This is a genomic window from Dermatophilaceae bacterium Soc4.6 (assembly GCA_039889245.1).
Classification (GTDB): Bacteria; Actinomycetota; Actinomycetes; order Actinomycetales; family Dermatophilaceae; genus Lapillicoccus.
The window spans coordinates 2,367,701-2,381,968 of the sequence record JAZGVH010000002.1 but is presented as its reverse complement, the minus strand read 5'-3'; the positions used below and the strand labels follow the sequence as shown (position 1 = coordinate 2,381,968).

Here is a 14,268-nt window from a genome sequence, read left to right as displayed (position 1 = left end):
TCCAGGACCGGCTAGCCCGGGGTAGCTCGCACAGGGAACTGCTCATTCTCGGATGACCGCGGCCGATTGGTCGATCATGACGAATCTTGTGGCTGCAATACCTCGTGGTGCCCGGTTGTCCAAGGAGTCGTGGGCAGCGCGACACGCGATCGTCCTGCGGTTGGTGTGGCTGCACGTGCCGGGCCTCGTGATCGTCGGGCTCGCCGGACCGCAGCCGTGGTGGGAGCGACTGGCCCTCCCCGGCGTGATCGCCGTGCTCGCCGCAGCAGCCGGCCTGGCCCGCACCGAGCGGGCCCGGCCGAGCTGGCCAGCCTCGGCCTGATCGGCTCGACGTTCGTCGCGATCGAGCTCTCCGGCGGTCGGATGGAGTCGCACATCCACCTCTACGCGATCCTGATCTTCGTCGCGCTCTATCAGCAGTGGACACCGTTGGTGTGGGCGGTGGCGGTGGTGCTGGTGCACCATGGCGTGCTCGGCCTGCTGCAGCCCGCACGGGTGTTCGGGATGCCGATGGACACCGGCGCGGCCCTGGTCATGGTGGGCGTCCACGCGGGCCTCGCCACCCTGGAGGTGGTCGGCATCCTGGTGTTCTGGCACTTCGCCGAGATGGCCGAGCACGAGGTGGAGGCGATCGCTGAGGCCGCCCGTGAGGGGGTCGAGGAACGCGATCGTGCCGAACAGCTCGCGGCCGAGGACGAGAGGGTCGCCGAGCGAGGCCGCGCCACCGAGGCTCAGGAGCGCGCGCACCGGATCGGCCTGGCCGCTGCCGAGGTCGCCGCCGACGCCCGTCTGGTCGTCGAGGCGGTCACCGCGGTCGACGCCGAGCTCAGCAACCTCACGCACGCCGTCCGCGACATCGCCCAGCGCTCTGGCCAGGCCGCCTCGATCGCGGCGTCCGGGCAGGGCGCCGCCGTCTCGGCCACGGCCCGGATGCACGAGCTGCAGCAGTCGGTCACCGAGATCTCCGAGGTCAACGCGATCATCGCCCAGCTGGCCGGGCAGACCAACCTGTTGTCGCTCAACGCCACCATCGAGGCGGCTCGCGCCGGCGAGATGGGGAAGGGCTTCGCGGTGGTGGCCAACGAGGTCAAGCAGCTCGCGACCGAGACGGCGCACTCGGCCAGCAAGGTCACCGTGGTGATCAACGCGATCACGGGTCAGACGCAGGCCGCTGCGAGCAGCTTCGCGGTGACCTCGGACGTGGTCCGCGAGATCAACGACGTGCAGATCGCCATCCTCGCCGGCCTCGAGGAGCAGTCCAGGGTCCTCAGCGAGGTCACCCGTCAGCTGGCCAGCGCCTCCGACGCCACCCGCGGCATCCTGACCGGCCTGGACCGGCTCACCGGCCAGGTCTGAGCACCTCCTGGCAGACCGCGGTCCGCGTATCCCGAAACGGCCCCTGCGCCGGCTGCGGGCATGGCAGAGGGGCCGCAGCCCCACGGCTCGCGGCCCCTCTGACTTCTGCCCGGGTGCTCAGCTCAGGCGATGACGACCAGCGAGAGCCGCCCGCGGCCGTAGCCACCGACCGTGAGCTCGAGGTCGAGGCGCCGACCGAGGATGCGGGTCATGGCCACCACCTGCGGGGAAGCCTGCTCGCCCGTCCCGTGCACGACGTGCAGCTTGACGTGGGGCATGCCCTCGGCGTTCATGAGGGACGCGAAGATGTTGAGCAGCTCGGAGAAGTTCTCCTCGATCGCCGGTGAGAGCACCTTCTGCCCGACGGCCTCCTGGATGCCGGCAGGGGGCACGAGCCCGAGGGCCCCACCGGCATACGCCGAGAAGGGCAGGTCGGCGACGGCGACGGCCCGCATGGCCAGCCGGTCGTCGACGAAGGTGGCGTAGGTCGCCCGCTCACCGGCCTCGAGGACCAACGGGGTCCCGAGCGCCAGGTCGATCGGCCGGTCCAGCAGGAGGGTCAGCAGGTCGCGCACCTCCTTCGCCTCGGGCAGCTTGGTCCGGGTCGACACGGTGGTCATGCGCCCAGCACCCCTTCGAGCTTCTCGCGGAAGCTCTCCGGAGTGAACGGCTTCGTGATGACGAACATCGCGCCCGCGGCCTCGGCCCGGCTGATCATCTCGGGCGAGCCCTCCGAGGTCACGAAGCACAGGGGCACGTCGAGGCCCCGGCTGCGCAGGGTCTCGAGCATGTCGATGCCGCTCATCTCGGGCATGTTCCAGTCCGAGAGCACGAGCTGTGGCGAGTGCTCGATGACGGCCGCGAGCCCGTTCTCGCCGTTGTCGGCCTCGACGACCTCGTGGCCGGCGAAGCCGGCCTGCCGAAGGGTGCGAGTGACGATCTGTCGCATGACGCGACTGTCGTCGACGATGAGGATCTTCATGGTCTATCCGTTCCGTTCGCGGTGGTTCTTGGCCCAGACGCTGACGCGCACCGTGGAGTCGGCCCAGCCGAGGAAGGCCCGGCAGACCTGGACGGTGTCGCTGCCGGGGGTGTGGGCGACGGCGCCCTGCACGACCATCGGCAGCCCGAGGTGGCAGGGGGTCGGCAGCAGGCTCTTGACGTTGCCGCCGACCATGTTGCTCAGCTCTTCGAGGGCGTCCACGATCTCGTTCTCCGTGACCGACTCGACGTCGAGCATCCGCCTGGCTGCGGTCTCGGCACCGGCCAGGGGCAGCTCGAGCAGCACGTGACCACCCCAGGTGCCGGTGATGCCGACCGACGCCAGGACCGACTCGTCGTCGAGACCCGGGGTGCTCTCGGGGACGCGGTAGACCTCCTCGCCGAGGAAGCAGGCCCACACGTCGGTCGTGATGGCCACGATGTCGTCGGCGCTCACCTCCCCGCGGAGGTAGGTGGACGCGACCACCGCCTCGGTGGAGGTGCTCATGCGACACACCCAGAGGGGTTGAGGCCCAGGATGTCGAGCTTCTCGATGAAGGCCTCCGGGGGAAACGGCTTCATGAGGTACTCGTGCGCACCCGCGGCGAGCGCCCGCACCAGCTGGCTGTGCTCGCTCTCGGTCGTGACCATCATCAGCGTGATACCACGCCACTGCGGGCGCTTGCGCACCGTCTGCACGAAGGTCAGGCCGTCCATCACCGGCATGTTCCAGTCGATGGTGCACAGGTCGGGCAGGTCACCCCCCACCGACTCGAGCACGTCGAGCGCCTTCTGGCCGTCCTCGGCCTGCAGCACCTCGAAGCCGGCCGTCTTCAGGTGCCGCGTCAGGAGGGTGCGCATGACGCGCGAGTCATCGATCACCAAAGCACGCATGGGCGTCATCACCTGTTCCTGGCAAGGGTCATCACAGATGCGGCGGGTGCCGCGAGGGAGGGGGCGGCCGGTGGCCTGGGGCCACCGGGCGCCCGGTTGAGGGTGAAACGGCCCAGGGGCACGCGCTCCCAGGCGTCGTCGATCCCCAGCGTCGTCTCTGCGGCACCGAGGAACATGTATCCCCCGGGTGTGAGGCACTGACGCACCTGACGCATGATCCGCGCCTTGGTCGGCGCGTCGAAGTAGATCAGGACGTTGCGCAGGAAGACGATGTCGAACGCCGGTCGGGCGGGGAAGGGCTGGGTCAGGTTGAGTGGGGCCACGGTCACCATCGAGCGCAGGTGGTCGTCGACCTGCCACTGGGTGCCGACTCGACGGAAGTGCTTGAGCAGCATGGCGTCGGGCAGACCGCGGGCCACCTCCAGCTGCGAGTAGGTCCCGGTCCTGGTCCGCTCGAGCATCGTGGGGGAGATGTCGGTGGCGACGATCTCGACGCTCCAGTCGAGGGGCAGCAGGTGCTCGGTCATGAGCATCGCGATCGAGTAGGCCTCCTGCCCGCTCGAGCAGGCGGCGGACCAGATCCGCAGCGTGCGTCGGGGGGTGGGCCGTCCGACCACCTCGGGGATGACGACGCGGGTCAGGGCCTCGAAGGGTTCCTGGTCGCGAAACCAGAACGTCTCGTTGGTGGTGAGGGCGTCGACGACCGCGCGTCGCCCCTCGAGCGTCGGGCGGGTGCGCAGGGCCGCGATGTAGTCGGCCGTCGAGGCGAGGCCGGACAGGCGGGCCAGGGGGAGCAGCCGTGACTCGACGAGGTACTCCTTGCCGTCCTCGAGCACGATGCCGGCCTCCTGCCGCACGAGATCGCTGACGAAGTGGAACAGGTCAGGGGGCAGGGCCATCGGGATTCGCCTCCGATCGGTGGGGACGCCGGTTGGAGGGCCCCTCAGGCCCGTGGCGATCGAGTGTCGTCTAGGTGGTGGTCCCGCTGTTCCGGGCCACCGCCACACCCTGAGGTTCGGCCGCGGCACCCCTGACGTGAGGACAATGACGACGTCGTCGGTGAGCCCCGGCGAGTGCCGTGCGCGGTCAGCGTCCGACCCGGCTGCCGACGGGGGCGGCCGAGCGCGTCAGGCGGCGGGCCAGGGTCTGGCCCAACAGCCCGATCGGGAGCACCTCCTCGGCCGACCCATCGTTCGTCACGGCCCCGGGCATCCCCCACACGACCGAGGACGCCTCGTCCTGCGCCAGCACGCTGCCTCCGGCGGCGACGATGTCGATCGCCCCCCGCCGGCCGTCCTGGCCCATGCCGGTGAGGACGGCTGCGAGCACGTCGCGTCCGTAGGTTGCGACGACGGAGCGGAACAACAGGTCAACCGCCGGCCGGCAGAAGTTCTCCGGCGCCCCCCGGTCGAGCTCGGTGCGCCCGCCTCCCGCAGCGGGGGTGATGCGCAGGTGGAAGTCACCGGGCGCGAGGTAGACGTGGCCGGGCCGCAGCACCAGCCCCGCAGTCGCCTCGACGACCGTCAGGGGCAGCGCCCGGTCGAGCCGGGCGGCGAACTGGGCCGTGAAGACGGGCGGCATGTGCTGCACGACGACCACGGGCACGCCCAGGTCGGCGGGCAGGCCCGCGAGCAGCGTGCGCAGGGCGTCCGGCCCTCCGGTGGAGCACCCCACGGCCAGCACGCGGTAGGGAGAGCTCGCTCTGCGTGGCGGCGCGAGCCTCGGCCCAGGTCCCGGTCCCGGACTCCACGACGATGCCCGGGGGGGAGCGGCCGTGGTGCCCGGTGCCTTGCCGGTGGTGCCGGTTCCGCCAGTCCCCCCGATCCCGCCGATCCCGCGGGTGGCAACGGTGGCGACCGTCGCGACCCTGGCAACCGGAGGCGGTCGGCGGGCGACGACGGGCGGTCGGCGGGCCGCGCAGAGGGCCTTGATCTTGGGCACGAGTGAGCTGCGGACCTGGGCCAGCGACTCGGTGACGCTGCCGACGTTGGCCGGCTTGGTGACGTAGTCGCTGGCCCCCGCGTCCAGGGCGTCGAGGGTGGCGGAGGCGCCTCGCTCGGTGAGGGTGCTGAACATGATGACCGGCATCCGCCGGCCCGCTCGACGCAGCGCCCGGACGGTCTCGATGCCGTCCATGATGGGCATCTCGATGTCGAGGGTGATGGCATCGGGCATCAGGGCCTCGACCTTGCTCAGCGCGATCCGCCCGTTGGCCGCGGTGCCGACGACCTCGATGTCGGGGTCTCCGGACAGGACGTCGGTGACGAGCCGACGGATCACGACCGAGTCGTCGACGACCAGTACGCGGATCGGGGGCACGGTGTCTCCTCGAGATCACGCACCACGATGCGCGGCGCATCGACTCTGATCGGCCGATCGACCTGCGTCCTGAGGCGAACCGGTCAGTCCGGGGTGGTGCGCCCGGCCCGGGGGTCGCTCCCCTGCGCGAGCAGCCAGGGCTGCAGGAGCTCGTCGAGGTCGTCGGCAGCGAGCAGGTCCTCGACGACGAGCGCCTGCACCACCCCGCTCACGGCGTTCCAGGCGCCACTGGCGGCCTCCGTCGTGGAGAAGCCTGCAGAGCGGAAGGCGAGGACGGCCTGCAGCTGCGCGACCGCTGCCCTGCGGGTGCGGCCCGACAGGTGGGCGGCCCATCCGGCCTCGTGCATCGCACCGGCCCACCGGGAGGTCTGCGACCGGTTGGCGTCGACGGCGGTGGCCAGCGCCTCGCGCTCGGCCCGACACCAGGCGCTCACGGTCGCGAGCACCGCGCCCACGGTGCCCGTGGTGGGCTCGACGGGATGCAGGGTCCCCGATCGGCGGACCTGCAGGTAGGGGCTGGCGAGGCGGCGCCGTTCGTCGGCCTCGAGCAGGTCGGAGCAGTAGGCGGAGGTGGCGGCGTCGACGAGCACGTCGCTGGCCAGCTGGGCCCGGAAGTCCTGCAGGGCCATCCCGCCGACGCGCGTCCAGGTCGCCTCGAGCGCCTCGTGGCGCACGAAGGACGAGAGGGAGTCGAGGTCGCCGAGGGGTGCCTCCGCGATCCGGGTGAGCAGCTCCGACCCGCCGTCGGTCGCGTCGAGGGCCGCGCTGCGGAGCGCGGGCTCGGCGAGGTCGCTGGCCGACAGCACGGGTCGTCGCACCTGGGTGCGCTCGCGCACCGAGTCCCACCGCGGCTCCCGGCCGAGACCGGGGTGGACCCCGGCGAGGTGGCTGAGCTCGGCCGGTGAGGCCTCGCAGGCCGCAAGCAGCACCTCGGCCGTGCGGATGCCCCCGGGCAGCCGCACCAGGTCGAAGCCCAGTGCCGACGCGTTGACCAACGAATAACGCATGTGTCTCCCCCTGTGTCATCAGGTGATCAGACGATCCGGAGATCGGTTGATCAGATGACCAGCCTGCGGCATCCGGGGTACGGGTGGCGAGGGAAGACCGCAGACGTGACGTGCATCACATGTCGGGGTGGCGTCCGGTCGGCGCTGGGGTTGTCTCAGACGGCGACCGCGCGGTCGGTGTCGAGGGCCAGCAGCAGGTGGTCCGCCATCTTGTAGGCGCCCGTGATGAGCTCTCGACCCGCGTCCGAGAGCGTGTCCGGAGGCGGCTCGAAGGTGTCGGAGTCGACGTCGACGACGTCCCCGATCGAGTCGACGAGCAGGCTGACCGGCTCACCGCCGATCTGTACGACGACGACCATCGGCTCGACCCCTGCCGGGCGCTGGGTCAGGCCCAGCCGCGAGCGCAGGTCGATGGCGGTGAGCACCTGACCGCGGAGGTTGACCAGACCGGCGACGGCCGGCGGCGCCAGCGGGATCCGCGTGCGCGACTGCTGTCGCAGCACCTCCTGCACCACACCCACCTCGATGCCGTACGTGCGTCCGGCGAGCTGGAACGTCGCGAGCTGGACCTTCATGAGTACGACCCTTCGAGCGCTGAGGGGGAGGACCGCGAGGCATCGACGAAGAAGTAGGGGTCGGCGGCCAGGATGGCCGAGCGGACGTCGAGCATCTCGACGACCTTGTCCCTGATGACGGCGGAGCCGGTCAACCCGGCGTCGTCGATGTCGCTGCGGACCCGGGCGCCGTCGACGATGTCGCGCACCTCGTCGACCACCAGCGCGATGCTGCGACCGGCGCTGGTGTAGACCACGAGCAGCAGGTGCGTGGGATTCTCCTCGCCGTAGGAGCCGAGGTGCTGCTGCAGCCGCAGCAGCGGCAGGATCGCGCCGCGGTACTGCACGACCTCACGAGTCCCCACCCGCTCGACCCGGTCGACCGGGACCTGCTCGAGGCGGGTGACCATCGACAGCGGGATCGCGACCTCACGACCGCCGCCGGCCCCGACGAGCAGCACGCGCTCCACCTCGTCGGGCACCTCGGTCTGGTCCACCACGACCCGCTCGCGCTCCAGGACGCCTGCCCGCAGCGCTCCCTTGGCCAGGGCCTGCACGTCGAGGATGAGCGCCACGCACCCGTCGCCGAGGATCGTGGCGCCGGAGTAGACCCCGATCGACTTGAGCCGCGACGACAGGGGCTTGACGACGATCTCCTCGGTGTTCAGCACCCGGTCGACGACCAGCCCGAAGCGTCGTCCGTCGGACTGGAGGACCGCGATGACCGTATGCCCGTCCGTGCGCTCGGTGGCCACCTGGAGCACGTCGGCCAGCCGCACCAGCGGCAGCAGCTGACCACGCAGGCGGTAGACCTCGGCGCCGCCGACGTCCTCGATCTGGGTGCCGGCCCGGTCGGTGTCGAGGGTGACGAGCTCCTGCAGGCTCACCTGAGGGATCGCGTAGCGGTCACCGGCGCACTCGATGATCAAGGAGGCCACGATGGCGAGGGTCAGCGGGATCCGCAGCCGGCAGGTCGTGCCGATGCCGAGGGTCGAGACGATCTCGATCGTCCCGCCGATGGCTTCGATGTTGGTCTTGACGACGTCCATCCCGACGCCCCGCCCGGAGACGTTCGTGACCGCCGTGGCCGTGGAGAAGCCGGGGGCGAAGACGAGCTGGAGCAGCTCGGTCGGGCTCATCTGCGCGAGCTCGTCACCCCGGCGGCGCATTCCCTTCTCGCGGGCCTTCTCGCGGATCCTCTCGGTGTCGATCCCGGCGCCGTCGTCCGAGACCTCGACCACGACCTGACCGCCCTCGTGAAAGGCCTTGAGGGTCAGGACCCCCTCGGCCGGCTTGCCGCAGGCCACCCGGTCCTCCGGGCTCTCGAGCCCGTGGTCGACGGCGTTGCGCACGAGGTGGGTCAGGGGGTCCTTCACCGCCTCGAGCAGGGTGCGGTCGAGCTCGGTCTCGCGCCCGACCACCTCGAGGCGCACCTGCTTGTGGCACAGCGCGCCGAGGTCGCGCACGACGCGTGGCAGCTTCGACCAGATGTGGTCGATCGGCTGCATCCGCGTCCTCATCACACCTGCCTGCAGCTCAGAGGCAATGAGGCCGAGACGCTGCGCGGCGCGCAGCAGGTCGGCGTCGTCGAGCAGCCCGGCCTGGCGCACGATCTGGTTGCGGCTGAGCACCAGCTCGCCGACCTGGCGCATCAGCGAGTCGAGCAGGTCGACATCGACCCGGATGGAGGAGTCGGCGACGCCGCGGCGACCACTGTCAGCCACCGGTGTCTCGGTCCCGCCCGCAGCCGGGGGCTGTGGGGCAGGGGGGGCAGGCGGGGCAGGCGGGGGCGCGTCGACGACCGTGGCGGCTGGCTCGGGCTCGGGCTCGGCATGCGGCTCCTGGGGCTCAGCCTGCGCAACCGGCTCCGGCACGACCGGGTGGGCCTCGGGCACCGTGCCGTCGAGCAGCTGCTGGATGACGTCCACGACCGCTGAGACGTCCACGACGCCCTCGGTGCCGTCCGCCTCGATCGAGGTGAGGATCTCGCGCACCGAGTCGACCATCGCCAGCAGACCGTCCGCGATGGTCGGGGTCATGGTCATCTTGCCGTCGCGCAGGCGGGCCAGCAGGTTCTCGCCCACGTGCGTGAGCGACTCGAGCTTCGAGAAGGCGAGGAAGCCGCTCGTGCCCTTGATGGTGTGGATCGTGCGGAAGACGCTGGCCAGGAGCTCTCGCGACCCGGGCTCGCGCTCGAGCTGGACGAAGTCGCGGTCCAGCTGGTCGAGGTTCTCGTGGCTCTCGACCACGAACTCCTGGACGATCTCGTCCATCTCGTCCATCGAGGGCCTCCTGTGGTGCGGCGTGATCCGGTCGGGAAAGGAATGTATCCTCCTCACATCGGCGGTCGAGGCCGCACCTGAGGGATCAGCCGTGCCGGATTCTGCCCACTGACCGACGAGAAGGTCGTGGAGGTGGCGGGGCCGTCCGACTCAGGTCCCGCGGACGTGCGCGCACTCAGCCGAGCACGTCCTCCACCGGCACCGCCGAGATCCCGGTCGCGTCACCCACCGGCCCGTTGGTCAGGTGGCCGGCGTGGGTGTTGAGCCCGAGGGAGAGCGGCCGGCTGATGCGGGCCGCGGCCTGCCAACCGCGGTCGGCGAGGGTCACGGCATACGGCAGGGTGGCGTTGGTCAGGGCGTAGGTCGAGGTGTTGGGCACGGCACCAGGCATGTTGGCGACGCAGTAGAACGTCGAGCCGTGCACCCGGTAGGTCGGGTCGTCGTGCGTGGTGGCGTGGGTGTCCTCGAAGCAGCCGCCCTGGTCGACGGCGATGTCGACGAGCACCGAGCCCTCCTTCATCTGGGAGACGAGCTCGTTGCTGACCAGCTTGGGTGCTGCGGCCCCGGCGATGAGGACGGCGCCGATGACCAGGTCGGCCTCCATCACCTGCTGGCGCACGGCCAGCTGCGACGACGCCAGGCCGTGCACGCGGTTTCCATAGCGCCAGAACGACATTCGCAGCTTGTCGAGGTCGGTGTCGAGCAGGGTCACGTCGGCGCCCATGCCGACCGCGATGTTGGCGGCGTTCTGCCCCGACACCCCCGCGCCGAGGATGACCACCTTGGCGTTGGCGACGCCACCGACGCCGCCCATGAGCACCCCGCGACCACCCTGACCGCGCATCAGCGAGTAGGCACCGACCTGCGGGGCCAGGCAGCCGGCGACCTCCGACATCGGGTAGAGCAGGGGCAGCGCGCCGGACGGCAGCTGCACGGTCTCGTAGGCGATGGCCGTGATCTTGCGCTTCAGGAGCTCGTCGGTGAGCCGCTTGTCGGCGGCGAGGTGCAGGTAGGTGAAGAGGGTGAGCCCCTCACGCATGCGGTGGTACTCCTCCTCGACCGGCTCCTTGACCTTCAGGACGAGGTCGGCCTCACCCCACACGTCGTCGGCGGTGTCGACGATCCGCGCGCCCGCGGCTTCGTACTCCTCGTCGGGGATCTGCGAGCCGAGCCCGGCGCCGCGCTCGACGAGCACCTCGTGGTTGTGCGCGGTGAGCTCGTGCGCGCCGACGGGCGTGAGCGCCACCCGGTACTCGCGGTTCTTGACTTCCTTCGGCACACCGACGCGCATGGGTCCTCCTCGACTCCGGGCAGCCCGGTCCGGGCCTGCACGTGCAGGCTAACGGGCACTGTCTCGGGAGAGCGGGGCGCAGTGCCCGAAGACCTCCCCGATGTTCACCCCGTGCCTGCCCGGTGTTCACCCGTCGGACGGTCTCGCTGGGGCAGGATCACTGCTCGTGACCCCTCCCTCGAACGCCCTGTCCCGCCGATCGGTGCTGCGGGGCGCCGCTGCCGGTGCCGCCGCTGTCGCCGCGAGCACCCTGCGCCCCTTCGACGAGGCCGTGGCCAGCGCCCCGGCCTCCGACGGCATCTTCGGCTACGGGGTGGCGAGCGGTGACCCGACCGCCGACGCGGTGGTCATCTGGACCCGCGCCACCCCGCCGACCGTGCCGGGTCGTCCGGTCGCGACGCCCGGCAGCGGGCTGGGCCGACCGGTGAGCGTCACCTGGGAGGTCGCCACCGACCGCCTCTTCCAGCACGTCGTGCGGCGCGGACTCGTGCGCACGAGCGCCGCCAGCGACCACACGGTCAAGGTCGACGTCACGGGGCTCGCGACCTACACGCGCTACTGGTACCGCTTCAGCGCCCTCGGGCAGAACAGCGCGACCGGTCGCACGTCGACGGCTCCGGACGAGGCCGGCGTCACGCACGCCCTTCGGCTCGCCCTCGTGTCCTGCAGCAACTACACCGGGGGCTACTTCGCCGCCTACCGGGCCATCGCCCAGCGCACCGACCTCGACATGGTGCTGCACGTCGGCGACTACATCTACGAGTACGGCAACGGCGACGACCGCTACGGCCCCGACGCCCTCATCGGGGTGCGCGACGCGCAGCCGGCAACGGAGACCATCGACCTGCGGGGCTACCGCCTGCGGCACGCGCTGCACAAGGCCGACCCCGACCTGCAGGCCGCACACCGCCGCTTCCCCTGGGTGACGATCTTCGACGACCACGAGGTGGCCAACAACGCCTGGGACCGCGGCGCCGAGAACCACACGGGTGGGGTGGAGGGCCGCTTCCTGCAGCGCCGGCGGGAGGCCTACGAGGCCTACCTCGAGTGGATGCCCTTCCGCCTGCCCGACCAGCGGTCGGTGCCCCACCAGGGCACGCGGTTCTTCAAGCGATTCACGTACGGCGACCTCGCGGACCTCTCGGTGCTCGAGACCAGGCAGAACCGCAGCCAGCAGATCGACGTCGCGCCGTTCACCAGGACCGGGGGCGGCTTCATCCCCGAGGGTGTCCCGGCCGTCGACGCGCAGCTCGCCGACCCGAGCCGCCACCTGCCCGAGCCCGAGCAGCTGTCGTGGCTCAAGGACGGCGTCGCCGACGGGGCCCGCTCGTGGCACCTCGTGGGCAACCAGGTCGTCATCACGCCCGTGCACTTCCCCGGGGCGTCGCTCGGCATCAGCGGGGTCGACGCCCTCGTCAACTCCGACCAGTGGGACGGCTACCAGGCCGACCAGACCGACCTGCTCGCCCACCTGTCCGCGCTACCCGTGGCCGCGGGCGACACGGTGGTGCTCACCGGTGACATCCACTCGTCGTGGGCCATGGAGCTGCCGTCGGTGCGTGATGGTGGCGCGTCGTACACGCCCGGTGGGGTCGAGCTGGTCTGCCCGTCGGTGACGAGCGACGGCTTCTACGAGGGCTTCTCGAGCGCGCTGACGGGAGCACCTCCGGAGACGGTGGTCGCTGCCGTGGGCGGGGCGACGGCCGCTGTGCGCCAGCGCAACCCGTGGATCAAGTACCTCGACGGGGTCGGTCACGGCTACGTCGTCGTCGACGTCACGCCCGAGAGGGTGCAGGCCGACTTCCACCTCACCGCCGTGCCGACCACGGCGCAGCCTGACCCGCGGGTGGTGCCCGGGGTGCTGCCGGTCTACGCGACGAGCTGGGTCACGGCGGCGGGTACGCGTCGGCTGACCGCGGGGACCGGCCCGGTCGGCCCCCGCTCAGACTCCCCCCGCGGCGCGAGCAGCGTCGACGACGCCGACGTCTGAGCTGATCGCCCGGGCGCCGTCTACCTGCTCACGAGGGGGTGACGGGCTGGCACCCCGGGCACCAGAACAGGTTGCGCCCGGTGAGGACGCGGGTGCGCACCGTCGTGCCGCAGAGCCGGCAGCCCAGGCCGACGCGGCGGTAGACGTAGTAGCGGCTGTCACGGCGGCGCTCGTCGGAAGCGGGTCGGGACTGACCGCTCGGGCGGTCCTCGTCGCGCAGGGTCTCGATGCGGCCGCGCCGGACCCCGACCGCCATGAGGGCGACGAGGTCGTCCCACATCGCCCGCCAGGTTCCCTCGCCGAGCGCCTTGCCCGGAAGGGCGGGGTCGACTCCGTGCCGGAAGAGGATCTCCGCGCGGTAGACGTTGCCGATGCCGGCGACGACCGACTGGTCCATGAGCAGGGTCGCGACGGCCGAGCGCGAGCGGCGGATGCGCTGCCACGCCCGGTCCGGGTCGGCGTCGGCGCGCAGGGGATCGGGTCCGAGCCGGTCGAGCAGCGCGTCGACCGCCTCGGGTGCCAGCAGCTCGCAGGCCGTCGGTCCGCGCAGGTCGGCGAGGCTCGTGTCGCTCACCAGGCGCCAGCGCACCTGGCCGACCGGTGGCGGCACCGGCCCGTCGGGCTCGAGGTTGCGGTAGCCCATCTTGCCGTAGAGCCCGAGGTGGACGTGCACCCGCTCGTCGAGGTCGTCGAAGCGGACGAGCAGGTGCTTGCCCCAGGCCTCCCCCCGGCGCAGGACGAGCCCGTCCAGGCGCTCGGCGCCAGCCGCGAACCGGCCCTGGGGGCTGCTCGACGAGACCTCGTGACCGCCGAAGCGGCGGGTGACCGATCGAGCCAGGCGGTGAACGGTGTGGCCCTCAGGCACGGCCCGGCCCAGGCGGAGAGCTGGTCACAGGGCGACGCTATCCCGGTTGCGGCGTGATCGCAGTCCTCGGGCACTCGAGCCCGTGGCACCCCCTCCCTACGATGGGGTCATGACCACCGCCCCGTGGGAGCCGCCCCTCGCCGGCACCGAGCCCCAGGCGCTGCTCGGCGCCCTCGAGCGCCTGCGGTCGACCTTCCGCTACAAGGTCGACGACCTCGACGCCGACGGGCTGGGCTTCCGCGCCGGCGTCTCGAGCCTCACCCTCGGGGGGCTGCTCAAGCACCTCGCGCTCGTCGAGACCATGCACACGACCTCCCGGCTCGACGGGTCGCCGATCGGGGAGCCCTGGGCGTCGGCGCCGTGGGACGACGACCCCGACTGGGATCTCACGTCGGCCGCCGGCGACACCGGCCCGGTCCTCTACGCGCTCTACGACGAGGCCGTCGCGGCCGCCCGGTCCCGGATCGACACCGCCCTGGCCGCGGGAGGTCTCGACGCGCCGGTCGAGGCGCACGACGAGGCGGGTCACCACGCCAACCTGCGCCGGCTGCTGCTCGACACCGTGGAGGAGTACGGCCGTCACACGGGCCACGCCGACCTGCTGCGCGAGGCCGTCGACGGCCGGGTGGGCGAGGACCCGCCGCAGGAGTGGCGTCCGGTCAGCGGCCACTGGACCTTCGCCTGAGGCCCCGTACCCCGACCGTCGGGTGGGGTTGACTCAGCAGGGGT

Annotated in this window: 15 protein-coding genes; 4 read left to right on the top strand and 11 right to left on the bottom strand. The window is 71.6% G+C overall.

Annotated elements, in window-relative coordinates:
* Positions 1–52: 52 nt before the first annotated feature.
* Positions 53–322 carry a hypothetical protein gene (locus tag V3N99_11025; GenBank protein MEO3937278.1) on the top strand — a complete coding sequence of 90 codons (270 nt, stop codon included), beginning with the start codon at positions 53–55 and terminating at the stop codon, positions 320–322.
* A gap of 41 nt (positions 323–363) precedes the next feature.
* Positions 364–1,356 (top strand): methyl-accepting chemotaxis protein, encoded by a 993-nt coding sequence (locus V3N99_11020; GenBank protein ID MEO3937277.1) that lies wholly within the window; start codon positions 364–366, stop codon positions 1,354–1,356.
* A 122-nt stretch (positions 1,357–1,478) separates the two neighbouring features.
* Here V3N99_11020 and V3N99_11015 read toward each other — a convergent pair whose 3' ends face one another.
* The 10 genes from V3N99_11015 to ald form a co-directional block, all read right to left on the bottom strand.
* The gene (locus V3N99_11015; protein ID MEO3937276.1) at positions 1,479–1,976 is read right to left on the bottom strand and encodes a hypothetical protein; all 498 of its coding nucleotides are present in this window, start codon (positions 1,974–1,976) and stop codon (positions 1,479–1,481) included.
* Positions 1,973–2,338 (bottom strand): response regulator, encoded by a 366-nt coding sequence (locus V3N99_11010; protein MEO3937275.1) that lies wholly within the window; start codon positions 2,336–2,338, stop codon positions 1,973–1,975. The genes V3N99_11015 and V3N99_11010 overlap by 4 nt, the downstream gene beginning before the upstream one ends.
* A gap of 3 nt (positions 2,339–2,341) precedes the next feature.
* Positions 2,342–2,845, bottom strand: a complete 504-nt coding sequence (locus V3N99_11005; GenBank protein ID MEO3937274.1) for a chemotaxis protein CheX — start codon at positions 2,843–2,845, stop codon at positions 2,342–2,344.
* Entirely contained in the window at positions 2,842–3,231 is a 390-nt protein-coding gene (locus tag V3N99_11000) for a response regulator (protein MEO3937273.1), read from the bottom strand. Before V3N99_11000 ends, V3N99_11005 begins: the two co-directional genes overlap by 4 nt.
* A gap of 8 nt (positions 3,232–3,239) precedes the next feature.
* Entirely contained in the window at positions 3,240–4,130 is an 891-nt protein-coding gene (locus tag V3N99_10995) for a protein-glutamate O-methyltransferase CheR (protein MEO3937272.1), read from the bottom strand.
* Between the two features lie 187 nt (positions 4,131–4,317).
* The gene (locus V3N99_10990; GenBank protein ID MEO3937271.1) at positions 4,318–5,550 is read right to left on the bottom strand and encodes a chemotaxis response regulator protein-glutamate methylesterase; all 1,233 of its coding nucleotides are present in this window, start codon (positions 5,548–5,550) and stop codon (positions 4,318–4,320) included.
* 83 nt (positions 5,551–5,633) lie between these two features.
* Positions 5,634–6,557, bottom strand: coding sequence for a hypothetical protein (locus V3N99_10985; protein ID MEO3937270.1), 924 nt, complete (start codon positions 6,555–6,557; stop codon positions 5,634–5,636).
* Positions 6,558–6,712: 155 nt separating this feature from the next.
* Positions 6,713–7,132 (bottom strand): chemotaxis protein CheW, encoded by a 420-nt coding sequence (locus V3N99_10980; protein MEO3937269.1) that lies wholly within the window; start codon positions 7,130–7,132, stop codon positions 6,713–6,715.
* On the bottom strand, positions 7,129–9,393 hold the full coding sequence (locus V3N99_10975) for a chemotaxis protein CheW (GenBank protein ID MEO3937268.1): 2,265 nt from the start codon (positions 9,391–9,393) through the stop codon (positions 7,129–7,131). The genes V3N99_10980 and V3N99_10975 overlap by 4 nt, the downstream gene beginning before the upstream one ends.
* 175 nt (positions 9,394–9,568) lie before the next feature.
* Positions 9,569–10,684: an alanine dehydrogenase gene (gene ald, locus V3N99_10970; GenBank protein ID MEO3937267.1), complete on the bottom strand. Its 1,116-nt coding sequence runs from the start codon at positions 10,682–10,684 to the stop codon at positions 9,569–9,571.
* Positions 10,685–10,850: 166 nt separating this feature from the next.
* On the opposite strand from ald, the gene V3N99_10965 reads away from it, so the two are divergent.
* Positions 10,851–12,674, top strand: coding sequence for an alkaline phosphatase D family protein (locus tag V3N99_10965; GenBank protein MEO3937266.1), 1,824 nt, complete (start codon positions 10,851–10,853; stop codon positions 12,672–12,674).
* 28 nt (positions 12,675–12,702) lie between these two features.
* Here V3N99_10965 and V3N99_10960 read toward each other — a convergent pair whose 3' ends face one another.
* Positions 12,703–13,539 (bottom strand): DNA-formamidopyrimidine glycosylase family protein, encoded by an 837-nt coding sequence (locus V3N99_10960; GenBank protein ID MEO3937265.1) that lies wholly within the window; start codon positions 13,537–13,539, stop codon positions 12,703–12,705.
* A 109-nt stretch (positions 13,540–13,648) separates the two neighbouring features.
* On the opposite strand from V3N99_10960, the gene V3N99_10955 reads away from it, so the two are divergent.
* Positions 13,649–14,224 carry a DUF664 domain-containing protein gene (locus V3N99_10955; GenBank protein ID MEO3937264.1) on the top strand — a complete coding sequence of 192 codons (576 nt, stop codon included), beginning with the start codon at positions 13,649–13,651 and terminating at the stop codon, positions 14,222–14,224.
* The last annotated feature ends 44 nt before the right edge of the window (positions 14,225–14,268 follow it).